General features: G+C 60.5%; 13 protein-coding genes. 7 read left to right on the forward strand and 6 right to left on the reverse strand.

Annotated elements, in window-relative coordinates; genetic code table 11:
* Positions 1-14: 14 nt before the first annotated feature.
* Positions 15-740, reverse strand: a complete 726-nt coding sequence (locus tag ACP_RS03490; RefSeq protein ID WP_015895900.1) for an SDR family NAD(P)-dependent oxidoreductase — start codon at positions 738-740, stop codon at positions 15-17.
* A 28-nt stretch (positions 741-768) separates the two neighbouring features.
* A complete protein-coding gene (locus tag ACP_RS03495) occupies positions 769-2,151 on the reverse strand; it encodes a hypothetical protein (RefSeq protein ID WP_015895901.1) in 1,383 nt (460 codons plus the stop codon).
* A 564-nt stretch (positions 2,152-2,715) separates the two neighbouring features.
* Between ACP_RS03495 and ACP_RS03500 the strand changes: the two genes are divergently transcribed.
* The 4 genes from ACP_RS03500 to ACP_RS03515 all read left to right on the forward strand — a co-directional run bounded on the left by ACP_RS03500 (position 2,716) and on the right by ACP_RS03515 (position 10,481).
* Positions 2,716-6,084, forward strand: coding sequence for a TonB-dependent receptor (locus ACP_RS03500; RefSeq protein WP_015895902.1), 3,369 nt, complete (start codon positions 2,716-2,718; stop codon positions 6,082-6,084).
* Positions 6,085-6,147: 63 nt separating this feature from the next.
* Positions 6,148-7,668, forward strand: a complete 1,521-nt coding sequence (locus ACP_RS03505) for a CehA/McbA family metallohydrolase (protein WP_015895903.1) — start codon at positions 6,148-6,150, stop codon at positions 7,666-7,668.
* Between the two features lie 79 nt (positions 7,669-7,747).
* The gene (locus ACP_RS03510; RefSeq protein ID WP_015895904.1) at positions 7,748-8,671 is read left to right on the forward strand and encodes a hypothetical protein; all 924 of its coding nucleotides are present in this window, start codon (positions 7,748-7,750) and stop codon (positions 8,669-8,671) included.
* Between the two features lie 196 nt (positions 8,672-8,867).
* Positions 8,868-10,481, forward strand: coding sequence for a formate--tetrahydrofolate ligase (locus ACP_RS03515; protein ID WP_015895906.1), 1,614 nt, complete (start codon positions 8,868-8,870; stop codon positions 10,479-10,481).
* Between the two features lie 6 nt (positions 10,482-10,487).
* Here the strand turns inward: ACP_RS03515 and ACP_RS03520 are convergent, their stop codons facing one another.
* Genes ACP_RS03520 through ACP_RS03530 form a run of 3 tightly spaced genes read right to left on the reverse strand, consistent with a single transcriptional unit; the run spans position 10,488 to position 16,300 of the window.
* Positions 10,488-13,583, reverse strand: a complete 3,096-nt coding sequence (locus tag ACP_RS03520) for an efflux RND transporter permease subunit (protein WP_148215007.1) — start codon at positions 13,581-13,583, stop codon at positions 10,488-10,490.
* Positions 13,583-14,878, reverse strand: coding sequence for an efflux RND transporter periplasmic adaptor subunit (locus ACP_RS03525; RefSeq protein ID WP_015895908.1), 1,296 nt, complete (start codon positions 14,876-14,878; stop codon positions 13,583-13,585). The genes ACP_RS03520 and ACP_RS03525 overlap by 1 nt, the downstream gene beginning before the upstream one ends.
* Before the next feature lie 6 nt (positions 14,879-14,884).
* Positions 14,885-16,300, reverse strand: a complete 1,416-nt coding sequence (locus tag ACP_RS03530) for a TolC family protein (protein WP_015895909.1) — start codon at positions 16,298-16,300, stop codon at positions 14,885-14,887.
* Between the two features lie 105 nt (positions 16,301-16,405).
* On the opposite strand from ACP_RS03530, the gene ACP_RS03535 reads away from it, so the two are divergent.
* From ACP_RS03535 to ACP_RS03545, 3 genes are all read left to right on the forward strand, one after another.
* On the forward strand, positions 16,406-17,173 hold the full coding sequence (locus tag ACP_RS03535; RefSeq protein ID WP_015895910.1) for a glutaminyl-peptide cyclotransferase: 768 nt from the start codon (positions 16,406-16,408) through the stop codon (positions 17,171-17,173).
* Between the two features lie 443 nt (positions 17,174-17,616).
* Positions 17,617-18,789 (forward strand): sensor domain-containing diguanylate cyclase, encoded by a 1,173-nt coding sequence (locus ACP_RS17150; protein WP_169305904.1) that lies wholly within the window; start codon positions 17,617-17,619, stop codon positions 18,787-18,789.
* Positions 18,790-18,816: 27 nt separating this feature from the next.
* Complete coding sequence (locus ACP_RS03545) at positions 18,817-19,143, forward strand: antibiotic biosynthesis monooxygenase family protein (protein ID WP_015895912.1); 327 nt, start codon at positions 18,817-18,819, stop codon at positions 19,141-19,143.
* Positions 19,144-19,189: 46 nt separating this feature from the next.
* Here ACP_RS03545 and ACP_RS03550 read toward each other — a convergent pair whose 3' ends face one another.
* Positions 19,190-20,590 carry a S10 family peptidase gene (locus ACP_RS03550; protein ID WP_238525634.1) on the reverse strand — a complete coding sequence of 467 codons (1,401 nt, stop codon included), beginning with the start codon at positions 20,588-20,590 and terminating at the stop codon, positions 19,190-19,192.
* Positions 20,591-20,844 lie beyond the last annotated feature (254 nt).

The following is a 20,844-nucleotide window of genomic DNA, read 5'->3' on the forward strand; positions in this document are numbered from 1 at the left end:
CATAACAGTCGCTGCTACAAACCGAGTCCGCCGTCTACGGCTAGAATTTGTCCGGTGATGAAATGCGGTCCGGCGGCGAAAAAGAGCACGGCGGCCGCTACATCCTCAGCCTTGCCATTGCGGCGCATTGGCGTCTTTTCGGCAAAGTGCTCATAACCCTCCGTCACTTCCCCATTCACAATCATGCCGGGCGCCACGCAGTTCACGCTGATGGCGGGCGCAAAGGCCTTGGCCATGGTGAGCGTCAACATGTGCAGCGCGGCCTTTGAGGTGCAGTAGTGCGCGTGCGTGGCCCACGCATGCATGCCGCCGAGCGAGCCAATGTTGATGATGCGGCCCTGCGTGGCCTTGAGGTGCGGAAACGCAGCCTGCGCCACCAGGAACGGGCCGCGGGTGTTGGTCTCAAACATTGCGTCCCACTGGGCGAGTGAAATCTCTTCGAGCGGCGCGGTCTCAAAGCGGCCGGCATTGTTGACCAGCAGATCGAGTCGTCCAAAGCGGGTGACCGCTGCATCCACGGCGGCAGTGATCGAGTCCGGATCGCGCACGTCCGCCTGCATGGCGATGGCTTCGACGCCGAGATCCTGCAACTCCCGCAGCGTTTGCGCGGCGTCGCTTGAGGACTCGCGGTAAGTGATAGCGATGTTGGCTCCGGCCCCGGCCAGAGAGAGCGCGAGCACGCGTCCAATGCGCCGGGCCGCGCCGGTGATGAGTGCAGTCTTGCCTTCCAGGGGTTTCATCACTCTTTATTTTATCGGTTACGAGTGCTCAGTAGACGCGGCTGGTCACCACCTGCACCCCAGCGGCATTAGAGGCGATGCTGGTGGAGCGCAGCAGAATCTCAAATGAACGCAACGTGCCGTCGGGCCGGAGTGCGTTATGGAGGACCGGCGCAATCACCGCGGGATGCAGCAATGCCTCGGCCGCAGCCTCGGTACCCGCCACATCCAACCCCTGCAGGAGCAGAAGGTGACCCGTACCGGCCATATTGGGCAGGTATTCCATCAGGGCATAGGTCTCGTGCGAAGGCTCATTCCAATGGCTGGTGTAAGCAGCCTGCTCACCGGCACGCGGATGGGTGTTGACGATGCGCGCTCCGTCCATTCCCTCTTGATCCACAATGCGAAAGTTTGCGCCGGTCTCAGCCAGCGAGGCCCAGGGGTTGCTGTCTTCTGAACCGAGCAGGATCACGTTGGAGGTCTTCAGATCGTCCAGATGCAGTGCACGCGGAAATCGCACGCTATCCCGTTGAGCGTCGAACTGCGGCAGGTGCTCAATGCTGAAGGCAATCTGCATATCGGCATAACTGGTGTATTGCTGCGTGCGCAGATCATCCGCAGTGTGCGGATTCAAGTCGTGCAGTGGATAGTTCAGATAATTTCCGCTGATATAGTCCGCAAGCGGCAGGGCCTGATGGCGGAGGTCTTCCATCAGGTTGACGCCGGAATCAGAAGGCACAATATAAGTCGGCTCCTGCGACCGCAGCAGAGACTCCCACAGCGGGTCGGTGATGCGCCGGGCCGGATGCGGCGAATGCGCCCAGGCGGACACGAACCATACAGCACCCGCCAGTCCGCAGGTGTACACCGCTAAAGCCAGCAGATAGGCCCAGCGGAAGCCGCGCGTCTTCAGCGTAGACGGAGGTACGGCGGCGGGGACGGCCAGCACGGGCCTCGGCGCTGTCGCGGGCTCTTTGGCCGTTTCATGGCAGGCTTCAGGGCTGACTGAACCGAAGTTGGGCACATATCCGCCCAGCGGAATATCGATCACGCAAGCCTCGCCCGCGCCCTCGTGACTGTAAAAATCCGCAAGACGCTTGCGTAGCTGGCGCGCATAATTGCGCACGATGTTGTCTTCTACGGTGCGATAGGTTCGGGGACGGTCAAACACCCTGACACCGATGGCGTGCTCGGTGATCTGCGCGGCGCGGCCTTCGATGGTCTCCGCAACAATGTAAAGCAAAAAGCGGCACAGCAGCGGCGAGCGGGAGAAGTGCCGGCTGGCCGCAATGCGTTGCGCCAGCAGCCAGCGCTCATCGGAGCGCAGCATTTCAAGACTCAGCGATGCAGGCGCATCCGGGTCTGGAACCGGCGCGGGCAATTGTGCCCGTGACAGTTTCTTGTTCCGGTCAAGAAACGCAGCGCGTCCCAATCTGCAACTCCGCCCGGTCAAAAGGTGACCGGCAAGGGGGGATGACTCGTCTGTCGAGAGAGGAATTTCTTAACAGACTTGGCTACAGGCTAGGGAAACTTGGTGAACAGACGATGAATCCATCCGAATTTCCATGCCTTCCGTAACTCATTCACAAACAATTCAAACTTCTTGCAATCCTCACCAGACAAAGGGTTTGCGCGAACTCTACACAGGGGTAAAGCCCTGTGTGAAGCCGGGGTAGACACTTTGCGGCATGCGGCCGTGAGGCCACGATGAGCGCAGGAAGACGAGCCACGGCATTCCCGTGCCGGGCCACCTCTTCGCACCCGCATGAGATCGATCACAGCCGCTACTGCGCATCCCTCCGCCGCCCGGCGGAGCACCAGTCCGTTATGCCGCCCACCGCTTCTTCAGCGGTGTGGCGGGGACAGCGCCGCGAGTCCGGCTGGCGAGCACATACAAGTGGCAGAAGGGACCGGCGCCGCGGAGGCCCATCCGCTGGTCCACAAAGCTCTCATGGCGCTTCAAAAAAACAACCCAACCAATAAGAGGAAACGACACATGCGCTCTCTGCTTCTCCGATTTGTCATCCTTCTGACGATTCTGTCAGGGGGATGCTTGCTGCAGGCACAGGTGAATACAGCCAGCCTCTCAGGACTGGCGACCGACCCGACCGGCGCGGTGGTTGCCCACGTGACCGTGACGGTGACCAACCCTTCCACCGGCTACACCCGAACCACGCACACGGATGGCGCGGGACTCTACTCCATGCAGGACCTGCCGATTGGCCAGTACCACGTAGCCGTGAAGGCACAGGGCTTCAGCCCTGAAAGTGCCAGCATCACGCTCCAGGTGGGCGAACGTGCCCGGCAGGATTTCCACATGCAACTCGGGTCTGCCCAGCAGACGGTGGAGGTACAGTCCTCCGCGCCAATGCTCTCGCCCGACGATGCCTCCATCGGCACCGTGATCAGCGAAACCACCATTGAAAAGACGCCACTCTATCTGCGCAATTGGGATGACCTGCTGCGCTCGGTGCCGGGCGTTCAGATCAGCCGCTACACGCAGCAATCGGGCGCAACCTCCGCAGGCCGCACCGGCGACTTCAATGTGAACGGCATCCACTCGCTGCAGAATGACTTCATTCTCGACGGCATTGACAACAATACCTTCTCAGAGAACGTGCAGGAGTTGAGCACCGAAGCCGCTCACCCCTCGGTGGACACGATTGCCCAGTTCAACGTGATCACTAATCCCTACTCGGCGGAATATGGCCGCAGTCCTGGCGCCGTGGTTTCGGTGAACACCAAGAGCGGCACTAACAAATTTCACGGCCTCGGTTACGAGTATGTTCGCAACCAGAAGTTTGACGCGAACGATTACATCTCTGACCTCAACCACCTGAAGAAGCCTGAGAACAATCAGAACCAATTTGGCGGCAGCATCGGCGGCCCCATTGTGCGCAACAAGCTGTTCTTTTTCTTTGAATACGATGGCACGCGCATCAAGCAGGGTGTTTCACGCATCTCCACGGTACCGCTGCCCAATGAGCGCATTGGTGACTTCAGCCCCGAGACGGCAGCCAGCCTCGGCGTGAAGTACAACACCATCTACGACCCCACCACCTGCTCGACGCCCTACTCCGGCAGCGGATGCCAGCCCTTTGCCGACAACAAGATTCCGCAGAGCCGCATTGACTCCACCATGGCGCAGTTGATGGCGCTGTTTCCGCTGCCGAATACCACTTCGCCTGGCAGCGCGCCCGACATCAACAACTATGCGCGCAACGCCCTGCTGACTGACTTTGACGATGAGTACGACGCCCGCGTGGACTGGACGCCGTCACAGAACGACACCATCTTCGTCCGCTACAACTACTCGAACCGCAAGCGCGACATTCCCGGTTATCTGGGCGGTCTCGCCGATGGCTCTTCCACCTCGGCCTGGGGCAACCAGATCCTCAAGGACTACAGCGCCGTGCTGGGCTGGACGCACGTCTTCAACGCAAGCATGGTGAATGACTTCCGCCTGGGCTGGACGCGCGACTACTCCCAGGCCGCGCAACAACCTTTCAACCTGACGCAGTATGCCGGCAATTTTGTCCCAGGCATTCCCGTCAACCCGGCTGTGGGCGGCGGCATTCCGTTGACCACATTCTCCAATTACGCCTTTGAGGGCTCACCGGACTACCTGCCCAAGCAGCAGGTGCCGATGCTTTACCAGTACAACGACACGCTCTCGATCGTGAAGGGCCGCCAGACCATCAAGGCCGGCGTGGACCTTTATCTGCCCATGCGCAACCTCTTCCAGGACGAACCGGGAACGCGCGGCGATCTGGGCTTCACGGGTGTCTTCACCTGCCAGCACACGGCTCCAGGCAAGTGCGCCTCAGGCAGCGGTCTCTCCTACGCTGACGGCCTGCTTGGCGCGGTCGAATCCACACAGCTCACCAACGTCTTCTTCGTCGATCAGCGCATGTGGATGGCCTCCGGCTTTGTCGAAGACGACTGGAAAGTCACTCCGCAACTCACGCTCAACATGGGCCTGCGTTACGACTTTGCCACGCCGGTAATTGAGGGCAAGAACCGCATGGCAGACTTTGACCCCACCTCTGGCGGCCTGATCTTTGCCAAGAGCGGCTCGCTGCAAGACCGCACCATTGTGAAGCCTGACACCAAGAACTTTGGTCCCCGTTTCGGCTTTGCTTACTCCATCGACCCCAAAACCGTGGTGCGCGGCGGCTATGGCGTGTACTACACGCTATTTGAGCGCACGGGCAGCGAAGACGAACTCGCGCTCAATCCTCCTAACCTCATCAACAAGACCCTCACCAGCACCACCGCACCGGTGCTGAAGCCCTCGGTTGGCTTCCCGTCCAACTTCCTCGATCCCAGCACGATCAACTTCAACAACCTCACCTCCTTCCACATTCGCGCCGTGCCGGTGAACGATCCTGATCCGATGGTGCAGCAGTGGAGCCTCGGCTTCCAGCGCCAGATGGGTACCGAGTGGGTTGCGGAAGTCGATTATGTCGGAACCGTCTCGCATCATCTCGATGTGATTCGCGACTACAACCAGCCGATCATCCAGGGCGGCGTCAGCACGGGCACCGCTCCTTATTCCAACTTCGGCCAGATCGAGTGGACCAGCCCCATCGGCCACAGCAACTACAACGGCCTGCAGGCCAGCCTCATCCGCCGCTTCTCCAACGGATGGAGCCTGCATGCGGCCTACACCTACTCGAAGAGCCTCGGCACCGCGCCCGAAGAGCTGGAATCCAACTCGGGCGGCGCTCCGGATGGCCGCAACTGGAATTCCTGGTATGGCGCCGACGACTTCAACATTCCGCAGCGCCTCTCGGTCAGCTATGTGTATGAGCTGCCCTTCGGACGCGGAAAGTCGATGCTGAACCATGGAATCGGCGCCTGGATTCTGGGCAACTGGCAGACCTCAGGCGTGTACACCTTCTACAGCGGGCACCCGTTCCAGATCAACGAGAACGACGGCCAGCGCAATACTGCGCTCGATCCCTACGGATATGCCACAGCGACGCCGAACCTGATCGGCACGCCGCATGTCGTGGGCGACCCGGCCTGCTGGTTCTACATCAGCTCCAACAAGGCCTGTGCCTCGCATGCGCCTTCCAACTACACGAATGCATATGCGGTCACAGCAGTGGGCGCTATCGGCAACGTGGGCCGCAACACTCTCTACGGACCCCGCACCAGCGTGTTTGATGCCGCGCTGCTACGCGAATTCCCCATCGGCAACCGCTTCAATGCGGAAGCCCGCTGGGAGGTCTTCAACGTCACCAACACTCCGGAATTCGGACAGCCGAACGGCAATATCACCAGTGGAAGCGCGGGCAGCATCACATCGCTCTCGGGCGATCCGCGCGTGATGCAGTTTGCCGTGCGTCTGAGCTTCTAACCTTACCTCCCGGGAGGCAGGACTCCGAGCCTGCCTCCCGTCTTTTTCCTTTTGTGAGTGCTTATGCGATTTGTTTCCGCCGCCGCTGCCCTACTTCTGCTGACCCAAACCGCCACTGCTCTACCGCAAGCGGCTTCGGCTGCAGCCACGGCCGTCTCGTTGCCCTCGCCCAATCTGGTGCTGGCAGGCACTGTGCGGGGCTCGCAGAACCAGACCTATTTCAGCATCCCGTTTCAGGTGCCTGCGGGCGTTCACCGCATCACCGTGCGCTTTACGCATGACAAGATGGCCGAGCACACGGTACTGAACCTCGGCATCGCCGACCCTGAGCGTTTTCGCGGCAACAGTGGGGGCGACAAGCAACAGTTCACCCTCAGCGACTCGGATGCGACGCCCTCCTATCTGCCAGGCGCAATCCTTCCGGGCACATGGAAGCTGCTGATCTCGGTCCCGAATATTCGCCCGAATGTGACGGCGCACTATCACGCGAAGATATGGTTCAACCTGCATATCGACGACACTTCGTTTACCGAACATCCCTTGAACAGCCAGCGGGGATGGTATCGCGGCGACCTGCACATGCACACCGCGCACAGCGATGGCAGTTGCCTCAACCAGACAGGGCAGCCCGTTCCCTGCCCTTTGTTTGTAACCGCGCAGACTGCCGCGAAACGGGGACTGGACTTCATCGCCATCACCGACCATAACGCCGTGTCGCAGTATGACGACGAACGCGAATTGCAGCCGTACTTTGACAAGCTGCTGCTGATTCCCGGCCGCGAGATGACCACCTTTCACGGGCACGCAAACATCTGGGGCACCACGCGCTATGTGGACTATCGTGTAGGCACGGCGCACGCGCCGGACATCAATGCCATGTTTCGCGCGGCGCACCGGCTCAGCGCGCTGGTGTCGATCAACCACCCGGAAGCACCGTCCGGAGAAATCTGCATGGGCTGTGGATGGACCGCAAATCCGCCCGCGGATATGCGCCTGGTGAATGCCGTGGAAGTGATGAACGGCAACGGTGGCCGCGGATTTTTCTCAGGCGTGCATTTCTGGCAATCGCAACTCGCCCGAGGCTACCGGCTCACAGCCGTGGGCGGCAGCGACAATCATCATGGCGACTGGCTGCCCTCGCAGGAAGGCTCCGTGGGCAGCCCCACCACGGTGGTGCATGCCGCCAATCTCTCGGTTGCAGCGATTCTGGCGGGCATCCGTGCCGGGCACGTCTTTCTTGACCTGAGCGGGTCGCGTGACCGCCTGCTCACCCTGCGCGCGGTTGCGGACGGACGCGCCGCCGCGATGGGCGACGACCTCGCCCTGCCCGCAGGCACGTCCGTGGCATTCACCCTGCATGTTGTGGATTGCGCCGGGGACACTGCGAAGTGGTACGTCGATGGAAAGGCCGTATCTGCGCTGCCTTCCATGCCCGTCGCTTCTGCCGATGCCACACTGCACGCTGCCTGGACGACCGATGGCCGACGCCACTGGATTCGTGCCGAGGTGCGTGACGCCAGTGGCAAGCTGGTGCTCTTCGGCAATCCCGTTTACCTCAACTTCGACTTGACCAACGCTCACTGACCGAAAGGAATCTCACCCGATGCGCCGTGCGCTCTCTATTGCTGTACTTGTCTGCTCCAGCCTCTTGCCAGGTGCGAAGATGAATGTGCCTAACGCCGCCATGCCCGGCACCCGCAGCGTGATGGATGCGCATAACTGCTATCCGTATGACGGATGGTGGAACGACCGCATTGATCGCGCGCTCTCGGCAGGCACACCGGTCGCCATCGAGCAGGATCTGGCCTGGTACACGGACCCGAAAACCGGTAAATCCTGGAGCATAGTCGCGCATGGCGCGCCCTTCACCGGACACGAGCCGACCATGGAGCACTACTTCTTTGACCGCGTGCGCCCCATCGTCGAGAAAGCACTCAAGGAAGGCAACCACGGCAACTGGCCGCTGATCACGCTAAACCTCGATTTCAAAGACGACAACCCGCAGCACATCGAGGCCGTGTGGCAACTGCTCGAGAAGTACCAGGACTGGCTTACCACCGCGCGCAAGTCCGCCAATCCCGCCGAGGTGACGCCGCTCACCGTGCGGCCGATTCTCGTACTGACAGGCGAGCAGGACGCGCAGCAGAAGATCTTTTATGACAAGGTTCCCGTAGGCGGCAAGCTGCTGCTCTTCGGCGCGGTACACAGCCATGATGCCAACCCGACGGCCGCGCCCGGCGTGATCGATCCGGAACCGGCCGGCAACTATCGCCGCTGGTGGAATAACCCCTGGGACGTAGTGGAAAAGGGTGGCCAGACTCGCGCCGGAGCATGGACCCCCGCCGATGACGCCCGCCTGCGCGCGCTGGTGAACCATGCGCACCACAATCATCTTTGGATTCGCTTCTACACCCTCGACGGCGAGACTGTTCCGCAGGAGAGCTGTGGCGGGTGGTTCCACGGCTACAACTTCGGCTCGCTGGCCGCCGCGGAAGTTCGCTGGCGCGCCGCGCAGCAGGCCGGCGTGGACTACATTGCAAGCGATCAGTATGAAAAGCTCGGCGCATTTCTGCGCCACACGAAATAGCCATTCGCCTGCGCCATGGCCTCGGCGCATCCGATGCGGACGGGCGGGCAATCGCACGCAGTCCGCGCCCTTAGGTGCCGGAATCTCCCCCGATTCCGGCACATTTTTTTTGCGTCATCCAATTTTGACCGCCTTCTGGCATTCCGGTGGCTCGCCGCTTGGAGTTGCCCTTTCCCGGCTGATACTCTGCTGCTGCATGCCTGACAATCTGCTGCCCATTGACTCTATCGCCCGCAAACTCAACCTGCCGGAAGACGCCTACGAACCGTTGGGCCGCCACGGCGCCAAGGTAAAGCTGGACCTGCTCGCCAATCCGGCTTTTCCGCGCCGGGGCAAGCTGATTCTGGTCACGGCAACCAGCCCAACAACCTCAGGCGAAGGCAAAACCGTTACTTCCATCGGCCTGACGCAGGGCCTGGAGCGCATTGGCAAAAAAGTGCTCATTACCTCGCGCGAGCCATCGCTCGGACCGGTCTTTGGCATGAAGGGCGGCGCGGCCGGGGGCGGGCGCTCGCAGATTGAGCCAAGCCAGAAGATCAACCTGCATTTTCATGGCGACCTGCACGCCATTACCTCGGCACACAATCTGCTGGCCGCGCTGATCGACGCCCATCTGTTTCACGGCAACGATCTCGGGCTTGATCCGGAGCGCATCACCTGGCCCCGCGCCATGGACATGAATGACCGCGCGTTGCGCCGCATTGTGATCAGCGCCGGCGGCAAGCGCGAGGGTGCCAACCGCTCGACGGGATTTGTCATCACCGCCGCGTCAGAAGTCATGGCTATCATGGCGCTGGCGCAGAATCGCGACGACCTGCGACAGCGGCTCGACCGCATCGTGATTGGCCAGAACAAGAGCGGCGAACCCGTCACCGCCGCAGCGCTCGACGCTACCGGCGCCATGATGGCGCTGCTCGCCGACGCGCTGCTGCCCAATCTTGTCCAGACCACCGAGGGCACGCCCGCCTTTGTGCATTGCGGCCCTTTTGGCAACATTGCGCACGGCACCAGCAGCGTGGTTTCGCAACAGATGGCGCTGCGCCTTGCTGATTACGTCGTGAATGAGGCGGGCTTTGCCGCCGACCTGGGCGCGGAAAAATACATTGACATCGTGATGCGCAGCTCGGGCATTGCTCCCTCCGCCGCTGTGGTCGTCACGACCGTGCAGAGCATGCGCAACCAGGGTGAGGGCGATCTCGAACGCGGCCTGCCAAACCTCGCGCGTCATATTCAAAACATGCGCAACTTTGGCCTTCCGATTGTGGTGGCGATCAACCGCTTCCCCAGCGATACAGACACAGATCTTGAACGGCTTGCAGAATTTGCACAGCAGCATGGCGCGGAAAGCGCATACTCCGAGGCCTTCACGCGCGGCGGCGAAGGAGCAGTGGCTCTGGCGGAAAAAGTTGTCGCCGCCCTCGAGAAGCACCCAAATGTAACTGTCACGCCTGCTTATGCGCTGGAGGACTCACTCGAAGAGAAGGTTCGCAAAGTGGCTGCGCAGATTTATGGCGCTGACGGCGTGGAGTTCAGCGAAGCGGCACAGGCAAAGTTAAAGCAGTTTACCGCGTGGGGCTACGCCGATCTGCCTGTTTGCATCGCCAAGACGCAGTATTCCTTCTCCGATAATCCCAAGCTGCTCGGCGCACCCACTGGCTGGACGCTGCACATCACCGATGCGGCGCTCTCGGCGGGCGCGGGCTTCGTCGTGATGATTGCCGGCAACATGATGCTGATGCCGGGGCTGCCGAAGGTCTCACGCGCGGCCGAGATCGACGTGAATGCCGAGGGCGTTATTACCGGAATATAGAGGGGCTCAATGGCCCCGCGTCATCAGGTAATACGCCGCCGGCGTCACCAGCAGCGACAGCGCCATGGAGACGATCAGTCCCCCGATCACGGCAATGGCCAGCGGCTGCAGCATCTGTGAGCCTGCTCCGAGCGCAAAAGCCAGCGGCAGCATGCCCGTCATGGCCGCGAGCGCCGTCATCAAAATGGGCCGCAAGCGGCGCTGCGCAGCCTGCAGCATGGCCTCATGAGCACTCATGCCCGCGGCGCGGAATTTCTCATCCGCATCGAGCAGCAGAATGCCATTCTTGGCCACGATGCCGACCACCATAATCAGACCGATGAACGAAGCCACGTTGAAGCTGGTGTGCGTCAGGAAGAGCGCCATCATCACGCCGAAGGCCGACAGCACCGACGAAATAAGAATGGCGATGGGCGCGAAGAAGTTCTGAAACTCGACCAGCAGCACGCCAAAGATCAGCACCAGCGCCATCACCAGCACCATCAGCAACTGCTTGAAGGATTGCTGCTGCTGCTGATATTCGCCGCCGTATACCACGCGCACATTGTTCGGCAGATTCAGCTTGTTGACCGCATCCTTGATACCCTTGATCGCCGCGCCAAGATTGGTGTTGCCGAGCTGCGAACTCACAATCACCATCTGTTGCAGATTTTCGCGCAGAATTTCATCCTGCGGCGGCAACTGCACAATGGACGCCAGCGAGCCGAGCGTTGCCAGCTTGCCGGTGGGACTCACGAATACCGTGTCTTCCATGGCCTGCAGGCTCTCACGATGCGCTGCATCGAGGCGCACGCGCACGGTGTAAGGCCGCCCGCCCGAGACCACCGGCTCGGTTGAGGGAATGCCGTCGAGCACCGAGGTTGCGTCTTCGGCAACCTGCTGCGGCGTGAAGCCCAGGCGCGCCGCCACCGTTGGATTGACCTGAAAGCTGGTGCCCGGGCCGCTCACCGTGTTGTCGATGCCGTTCTGGACATCCACCACGCCGGGCACCTTCGAAATTGCATCGGCCACCTCGGGTGCAAGTTGATCGAGTAGCGCCTGATTGGTAGAGAACAACTTCACTTCGATAGGCTGAGGCGCATTGGTGAGGTCGCCGATGACGTCCTGCATCTTCTGGGAGAAATCAATGTCCAGCCCAGGCTGCGTCGCGTGAATGCGCTGCCGCGCCTCCTGCATGATCTGCCAGATGTCGCGATGACGATGATCGGTCAGCACTACGGAGAAGTCGCCGGTATTGGCTTCAGTCACCGCCGCAGGCCCCATCTGCAGGCCCGTGCGGCGTGAGGTCACCGTCACCTCGGGTATGTTGTGCAGAATGCGCGTGACATCGAGCAGCACACGGTTGGTCTCCTGAAGAGAGCTGCCCGGCGGCATTACATAATCCAGGGTGAAGGCTCCCTCGTCCATGCGCGGCAACAAGTCAGAGCCGAGCGATTTGTAACTGAAATAGATACCTGCCAGCAGCACGAGGCAGGCGACGCCCAGCCATGCCGGTTTGCGCAGAATGCCGCGTAGCGCGCGCTCATGAAAGTGCAGTACCGGAGCCATGAAGCCCTTCGGCTTTTCCTCATGCTCTTCGTGCTGCTTTTTCTTCACGCCCAGCAGTGACAGGCTCAAGGCGGGCGTAAAGGTCAGCGCCAGGCTCAACGATGCCAGCAGCGCCACGCTCATGGTGAGCGCAAGCGCGCGGAAGAACGAACCGGTAATGCCCGTGACCGCAACCAGCGGCAGAAAAACCACGATCGGCGTAAGCGTGGAACCAAGCAGCGGCCTGGTCAGCTCATGAATCGCCAGCCGCACGGCATCCACACGAGACTCGCCGTGCTCACGATGAAGGGCGATGTTCTCGACGACGACGATCGCGTCGTCGATCACCAGCCCCACAGCCGCGGCCAGTCCGCCGAGCGTCATTAAGTTAAAGCTCTCGCCCACAGCCCACAGCAGAATGAACGTCACGCAGATGGTAACGGGAATCACCAGCCCGGCCACCAGCGAGGCCGACCAGTCGCGCAGAAAGATCACCATGATGAGCGCGGCCAGCACCAGCCCCAGCAAGATCGCGTCGCGCACGCTCTTCACGCTCTCGCGCACCATGTGCGATTCGTCGAGGAAAGTATGCACTTCCACACCGGGCGGCAACTGCTTGCGCAGCTTGGCCATCTCCGCATTCGCCTCATTGGTGACGGAGACAGTGTTGCCGTTGGGCTGGCGTGTGATGTTCATCAGCACGGCAGGCTGGCCGTTTGAGGTCACAATGGTGTACTTGGGCTCATTGCCCATCCTCACGGTCGCCACGTCGCCGAGCAGCACGGGCACGCCACTCGCGGTGCTGCGCACTGAAATGTTTTCAAGATCCTGCAGATTGTGCGCCTGGTCGCCGATGAGGCTCAGAATCAGCATGTGATTCTGCGTATAAAGACCGGGCGACTCCACGAGATTCGCCGCCTGAATGGCATTCACAATGTCCTGAATGGTGACCTGCGCGGCTTCAAGCTTGGCCATGTTCGGAATGACCTGATACTCCGGCACATTGCCGCCCTGCACCTGCACGCGGGCAATACCGGGCAGGCGGTTGATGGGCGGTTTCAGCGTGTAAGTCGCCAGTTCCCACAGTCTCGCCTGCGAAACAGTCTTTGACGTAAGGCTGTAGCCCAGAATCGGGAACGAGGCAAAGGTCATCTTCTGCGTCGTGATGACCGCAGTGGATGGCAGCGTCTGGCGAATGCGCGAAATGGCTGAGTTCACATACTGCAGCGTCTGGAACATGTTGACGTTCCAGTTGAAGTAGAGGTCAATCTCGGCTGAACCGCGGCTCGTGACCGAGTCCACCGTGGCCAGGCCGGGCACCCAGTTCACGGCCTCTTCAATCGGGCGCGTCACGGTCACTTCCATCTGCTGGATGGGCGTAACGCCGTTGTCTACACCGATGACCACGCGCGGGAAGTTGGTCTGCGGATACACCGCAATCGGGATGTGGAAGGCAAGAAAAATTCCTGCCGCCGCCAGCGCGACGGTAAAGAAGAAAATGCTCTTCGAGAAGCGCGACATCCAGAAGCTGGAATCGCTGTTCGAGTGTTGATCCCGGGTCTCCCGCTGCTGCATCAGCTCTGGCCCCCCGCGCTGCTGTCAGCACTGCTGCCGGGCACTACTTTCACCTTCGTGCCATCGTCCATGCCATAGGCGCCCGTCGTGACCACCTGCTGGCCCGCTGAGATGCCGCTGAGAATCTGCGTCTTGCCGTCATCCTTGATGCCGGTCTTCACCACCACCTGATGTGCGGTATTGTTGGCGCCAATCACCATCAAGGACTTCTTGCCCGTGCTGGTGAGCACAATCGCGTCTGAAGGCACTACCAGCGCATTCTGCACATGGCGGGCGGCCATGGTCACGGTCACGGCCGTGCCGGGGCGCAGGTCTCCATCGGGGTTCTTGATCTCTACCCACACCTCAACCGTAGTGCTGCCGGGGTCGAGGGCCGGACTGATGATCGTGACTTTGCCGCTGACCGGGTGCAGCATACCCGGCACCTGCACCGTTGCGCTGTTGCCCACTGAGAGCGCCTGTGCCTGCGGCTGCGGAATATGCAGCTTCGCAATCAATACGGAGGTGTCCATGACCGTGAGCAGCGCCGAGCCCGCGGTCGCCGTTTCCCCCGCGTACAGCGGGCGGTCTGTCACGACACCGTCAATCGGGCTGCGAATCTCCGAGTACGAAAGCTGCGCCTCGGCGGCGGCATAACGGCCCTGGGCAGACTCCAGTTGGCCTTTGGCCTGCTTCAGAGCGGCCTCGCGGCTCACCTGCTGCATCCCGTTAAAGACCTTCAGCGCCGCATCGTACGCGGTCTGCGCCTGCACCAGCGCTGCCTCTGAGGTGTCGAGTTCGCGGCCCGGAATCGCTCCCTGCGCGTAGAGCTTCTTGCGGCTCTTCACAATATTCTGGTTCAGTTCCAGGTTGGCCTTGGTCTGGGCTACATTCAGCCGTGCCTGCTCATACGTTTGCGGCACGGTCGCCTTTACCGTGCTGTCATAGGCGGCCTGCTGCGCCAGCAACACGCCCTGGTTGTCCTGCACGGCGGCCTGCAGATCCGCGTTGTCCAGCGTGGCCAATAGCTCGCCGCGATGCACATGCGCCCCGCGCTGCACATAGAAGTGCTTGACCGGCGCGGTAATTTTGGGTGCAATCGCCGCCTGCGAAATGGGAGCCATCACGGCATCGGCAGTGATGTGCTCGGTAAGCGGCTGCAGAGAGGCCGTGGCGGCCTGCACACTCACCACCGCCGCCGGAGCAGGCGCGGCCTTGGAGCATCCTGCCACCATCTGAAAAGCAGCAAGACCGGCGAGCAGCGCAAGAGTGCGCGGCACATAAGACGAGCGAGCGTGGAGACGATTGAGATTCATGCCAGATCAAAGCACTCCGGTCAGGGTCTGCAGGTTAGCCAGCGCCACGCGATAGCGCAACTGGCCGTCAGCCTGCGCGGCCTTGACAGTAGAAAGGGTATCTTCCGCATTCACAACTTCTAAGGCTGTAGCTTCGCCGGCGCTGTATCGCAGACGAGTCAGCCGCAGGCTCTCCTGGGCCAGCTTTACGCTGCTGGTCAGCGAAGTCATTTGCTGCTCAGCCACCTGGGCGTCGTGATAGTACTCCTGCAGTTGCGCGATCAGCGTGCGCTGCGTGGCGGTGAGCGTCACCTGTGCGGCGCGGCGCTGCAGCTTGGCTTCCTGCACGCGGTCATGCGTGCTGAACCAGTCCCATAGAGGCAAATTAATGCCGCCCGAAGCGGAGTAGCCCAGGTTCTGCACGCCACCTGGACCATTCACCGCAAGCTGCGGAGCATCGACACCATAGGTGTAATTGAAGGTGAGGCTCGGCAGATACTCCGCACGTGCCGCTATCACAGCCGCGCGAGCGGCCTTCATCGACTCCACGGCACTGCGCAAGTCTGGATTGTTCTTTGCGGCATCCGCTTCGACCTGAGAACGAGGAGCCAGCAAAGGCGCAGGAGCCACCGCCAGCTTGTATGGCGTGCGAGGATCGGCGAAAAGAAGCGTGCCAAGATTAAGCCGCGCCTGCTCCGCCAGCAATTGAGCATCGCTATAGGCTCGCTGCTTCTGCTGCAGATCAAGCTGTGCCTTCACCACATCGGCCTCGGCCACTTCGCGTCCGGCTTTGAGCTTTTGCGTCAGGCTGAGAAAATTCTGCGCCTCGTCGCGAGTCTGGCGAGCCACCTGAGCCTTGTTTTCGGCATCGAGCAGACCAAAGTACTCCTGCACTACACGCAGAATAAGGTCGCGCCGTGCGGACTCCAGATCGGCCCCCGCTTTGGCTGCAAGTGCCTGGGTCTGGCGCAGATTGGCAAAGCCTGTGAAGCTGATTGTCTCGTTTGCCATGAGCTGTGCGGCGTATTCGCGAATCGCATTATTCGCAATAAAACGTGGCGCGGCCTGCTGGCCAGACTGGCCGCCCTGATTAAATTGGCCGTTTGGCTGCGTATAGAGATATTGCCCATGAAAGGAGGCGCTCGGCAGCAGCGCATTCCGCGCCAGTTGATGATTCAGGCGGGCCGTACCGGATGTCGCGATACTCGTTGCGTAGATCGGGTCGCTCCGCAGTGCTGCTTCAATAGCCTGATCGAGCGTCAGCGCCATCATCCGCGGGCCGCTTCCCTTTCCTGAGGAACCGGTCGCCGGGGCCGTGGCAGGCATCTGCAGAGACGCCCGCACAGACGGCGCCTGCGGCAACGCCTGCTGCGCTCCCAGCGGAGAAGCCGTGACCAGCGCCAGGGCCGCCGCGCATAACAAATATCGAGAGGTGATCGCCATCTGGGCAAACATCCCCATCAGGTTATCAGTGGGGCCTTAAATATGTCTGAAGAGAACCCGCAGCTATCCTGCACTAACCGCTTGGGTTGCGATAAAGTGAAGGGCATGGTTCCGCTGCGCCGCATTGGCCTCTCTCTCTGCTGTCTTCTGCTGATTTCCTTCGCCTCCGCCTGCGCTGAAGACAGCTACAAGGTCGTTCGCACCTACCCGCATGACCCCAACGGGTTTGTGCAGGGTCTGCTCTTTTCTCACGGCCAGTTATATGAGAGTGATGGCCTCTACGGGCAATCTTCGCTGCGGCGCGACGACCTCACCACCGGCCGGGTGCTGCAGCAGTACAACCTGCCCAGCCAGTACTTCGCCGAGGGGCTCGCGGCCTGGGGCAACGAGCTGATTCAGCTCACCTGGAAGGCGCACATCGGCTTCGTGTATGACCGCACCACCTTTCGCCTGCTGCGCACCTTTCACTACGACTATGAGGGCTGGGGCCTCACGCAGGATGGCAAGAGCCTGATCGAGAGCGACGGCAGCGCCTATCTGCGCTTTCTTAACCCCAACACCTTTGCCGTGGAGCGCAAGCTGCAGGTTACCGATCACGGCCGGCCGGTCACCCAGCTCAATGAACTCGAATACATCAACGGCAAGGTGTACGCCAACGTCTGGATGACCGACAAAATCGCCATCATCTCGCCCCAGAACGGCCACGTTCTGGAGTGGATCAACCTGGCCGGCCTGCTGCCAGATGTCGAACGCCGCGGACCGAATGCTGTGCTCAACGGCATTGCCTACAATCCGGCGACACACCAGCTCTTTGTGACCGGCAAGCTCTGGCCAAAAATCTTCCAGATCGTTGTGGTTCCGGGTAAAAAGTAAGCGCCCAAAAGCGAGAACGAAACGTTGACTTAGAGGAACGGCGGCTACCGGCCGTTTGCCCCATAAGTAGCATTTCGCCTGCATGGTGCCGGCGCTATAATGCTCAAAATAAAGGAACCGCCCGGCATAAGACCCTGAATTTGGAGGTCTCCCGCGCCGGTAATTCTTCATATTCTTGAGCCGCTATGAGTGATGACACCACCTCCCCCAGAGATGGAGCAACTCAGCTGCAGAACCCCGGATACTCTGCTCTTCCGGTTCCAGCACTGCCCCCGCAGAGCGAAGGAAAGCCACGCTCCGGCTCCAGACTGACGAAGCCTGGCGCTTTTCGGCTGGTGATGGCTCTCATTCTCTTTGCGGCCGCCGCCGTACTGATTTTGTCTGCCCCTCTTTCTTTGCACGGCCCCTCCACCACTGGCAGATGGACGCAAAGCATATGGTGGATGCTTTGCCTGCTCTGCATGCTGCTGCTGCACCGTCTGAGCCGCAAGCTGCTGCTACCGCTGCCCGAGGTGGCCACGCGTTCGGTGCTGTACTTGTTTCTGCTCTTCTTTGCCATGCAGCGAATTCTGGCGCTGCTGCCGCTTCCCATGCCGTTGCTACTGCGTGAGGCAGCGGGAGCGCTTCTTGTATGCCTTCTGGCTACGGTCGCCTTTTCGCGCATGGACGATCTGCAGCCGGACATTGCTCAGGCGCGCTGGGAGCATGAGCGTTTTCTGGCCGCGGCAGAGAGCAGCCTGGACGATTTTTATATTTTCGATGGCGTACCCGATGAGAAGGGGGAGATCGTCGATTTCCGATTCTCCTACATCAACCCCAATGCGCTGCGTCGCCTGCATGCCACCCGCGAGGAACTCGAGGGCAAAATCCTCACCGAAATGAGGCCATTCATGGTCGCCTCAGGGTTGATTGAGCGCTACCGGGAAGTTGTGCGCACGGGCAAGCCCTTCCTGTGCGAGGTCTATCTCGATGACGAACGCATCCAGGCCACATGGCTGCATGTGCAGGTGGTCAAGCTGGGCAATGGCATAGCCATCACCAGCCGCGACGTCACCCAGCACAAGCAACTCATCGAGCACGTCAGCCACCTGGCGCATTATGATCACCTCACCGGTCTGGCCAATCGCGCGCTGATGCGCGACCGCCTGCAGCAGGCCATGCACATGGCCTCACGGCATGAGGAACAGGTCGCCGTCTTCATGCTCGACATCGACGGCTTCAAGGAGATCAACGATTCGCTCGGCCATGCCGACGGAGATGCACTTCTGGTCATCGTGGCAGAACGATTGCGAGGAGCTGTTCGGGAATCGGACACCGTTGCCCGCTTCGGCGGCGATGAATTCGTCCTGATCATGCCGGGATTCAAAAACGGCGCGGATGCCCTGCATTGCGGCCAGCAGATTGTTCGCAATCTGAGCCGCCCGGTCTACATTCGTGGCAACGCGGTGGAAATTACCATCAGCCTCGGCATGTGCATCTATCCTGATGATGCCACCGATGTCGATCTACTGCTGCAGAACGCCGACGCGGCAATGTATTCCGTAAAAAGGACGGGCCGCAACGGATTCCGCACCTTTGGCAACAACCTGGATCCGGTTGATTGCGACCGGACATAGGCACTCCCCAACGGAAAGGATCATGCGATGATTGCACGCCACTGGCGCGGCTGGACCACGCCCGAAAACGCCGATGCCTATGAGAGCCTGCTGCTGACACACATTCTGCCCGGGATAGAGAAGATTGAGGGCCACTGCGGCGGCTATCTGCTGCGCAAGGATGAGCCCTCAGAGGTCGAGTTCATCGTGCTCAATCTGTTTGATTCCCTCGATGCGGTCAAGCGCTTTGCCGGCCCTGATTATTCCGTTGCGCTTTTTGAGCCGGAAGCCCTTGCTCTATTAAGCCGCGTGGAAACCGCCGCAAGCCACTACGAGGTGCGAAGGGCCGGGAGTTCTGATCCTGACGGCAAGTAAAAAGGGCTGGCCGTATGGCCAGCCCTTTCGTTGCGCCTGAATCGTCTTACTTCGCGAGGCTGTCGTAAAAGGCATCGAGGTCATGGGACATCATGGCCAGCGCCTTCACATTCAGGTAAATCATGTGGCCTGAAGGATAGTAATGGAACTCGATGTTGCTGGCGAGCTTCGGCGCCAGTTCCATCTGATCGACGTCATATTCAGTCTTGAAGAAGGGCGTCGCCAGATCGAAAAGCCCATTGGCGCAAAAGACCTTCATCCTGGGATTTTTGCGGATAGCTGTCGCCAGATCCACGGCAACATCGGGCATCGGCTGCCTGTCCCAGAAGCCATGCCCTCCCGCGGGCCGATGGTGCCAGTCCCAGTTCCGGATTCCATCCGAATCGGGGCGATAGGTTTCATCGGTCTTGTACTTCAGATCCTTCTCCAGATAATTGTTGACGGCTGCCACGAAGACCCCGTTGATCCCGGAATCGGACGGATCATAGCCAGCAGTAGCCCCGGCATTGTCCACGTCGGTGCCCTCAAAGCGCGCATCGTAGCGGCCCAGGATCTCTCCCTGATCGCGCAACAACTCCTTGCGGAAGCGGCTGGCACTGATGCGCAGCTTTGACTCCTTCACATACTCGACACTCAGGCCCGTATCATCGGCAACCTTCTGGGCCACCGCATCAAACTCCTGCGGGGAAAGCTTGTCGCCTTTCCACAGCGCCTGGGCGTACTCGCCGCTGGCGAAGTTGCGAACCTGCTGCAAAAAGGCCGTCAGGTCGGCAGGCTTGTTCTTGAGTTTGTCAAAGTGATAAGCAATCGCCGCAAAAGTCGGCAGGTCGCCGATATAGTTGGCATTCTGCCCCGGCGCCAGATCGTTGTAGTTCAGAATCGAAGATTGCAGAACCACGCCATTGATGCTGATGCCGTTCTCCTGCAACATGGCCACCAGCCCTGCGGACCGCGTGGTTCCGTAGGACTCGCCGTACAAAAACTTCGGAGAGTTCCAGCGCTGATTCACTGTGATATACCGCGTGATAAAGCGGGTAAAGGCTGTCAGATCCTGATCGACTCCGTTAAAGTCCTTGGGCGTGCCCACACCCACCACTCTCGAATAGCCAGTGAGCGGCGCGTCAATAAACACAAGGTCAGTCTTGTCGAGCAGCGAATACTGGTTGGGCACAATCTTGTAGGGTGCCGCACCGGTGGCATCAGGGCTATCGGTAATCACACGGACCGGCCCGACCGAGGCCATGTGCAGCCACAAGCTGGCCGATCCCGGACCACCGTTGTAGAGGAAAGTAACAGGCCGCGTGCTCGGATCCGCGCCATCGAGCGTATAGGCGACATAGAAAATGCTGCCGTAGGGCTTGCCCTTTTCGTTGCGGATAATCAGCGTGCCGGCAGTTGCCGTGTAGTGGAGTGTCTTTCCGTGCAATTCGAGATCGTGTTTGGTCACAGCCGTTGTCTCGGGGGGAACCGGCTTTTCATGCTTTGCTTGGGGCGGGGGCGCCGGCGGCTTCTGATCCTGAGCGTGAACGGCAGGGAGTACGCAAGCCAGAAAAAGAGCCAGCATGGCTCCTGAAAATCTACGGGAATATCGCTTCAATCTGTCCTCCAGGCAGTCGTGACGGGATGGCGATAGCGCCATGACGCACCGGGCTGCGAAAGTGTAACAACACTGTAACAGAGAGAACAGAATGATCTACTGAT

The organism is Acidobacterium capsulatum ATCC 51196, from assembly GCF_000022565.1.
In the GTDB taxonomy this organism is placed as follows: domain Bacteria; phylum Acidobacteriota; class Terriglobia; order Terriglobales; family Acidobacteriaceae; genus Acidobacterium; species Acidobacterium capsulatum.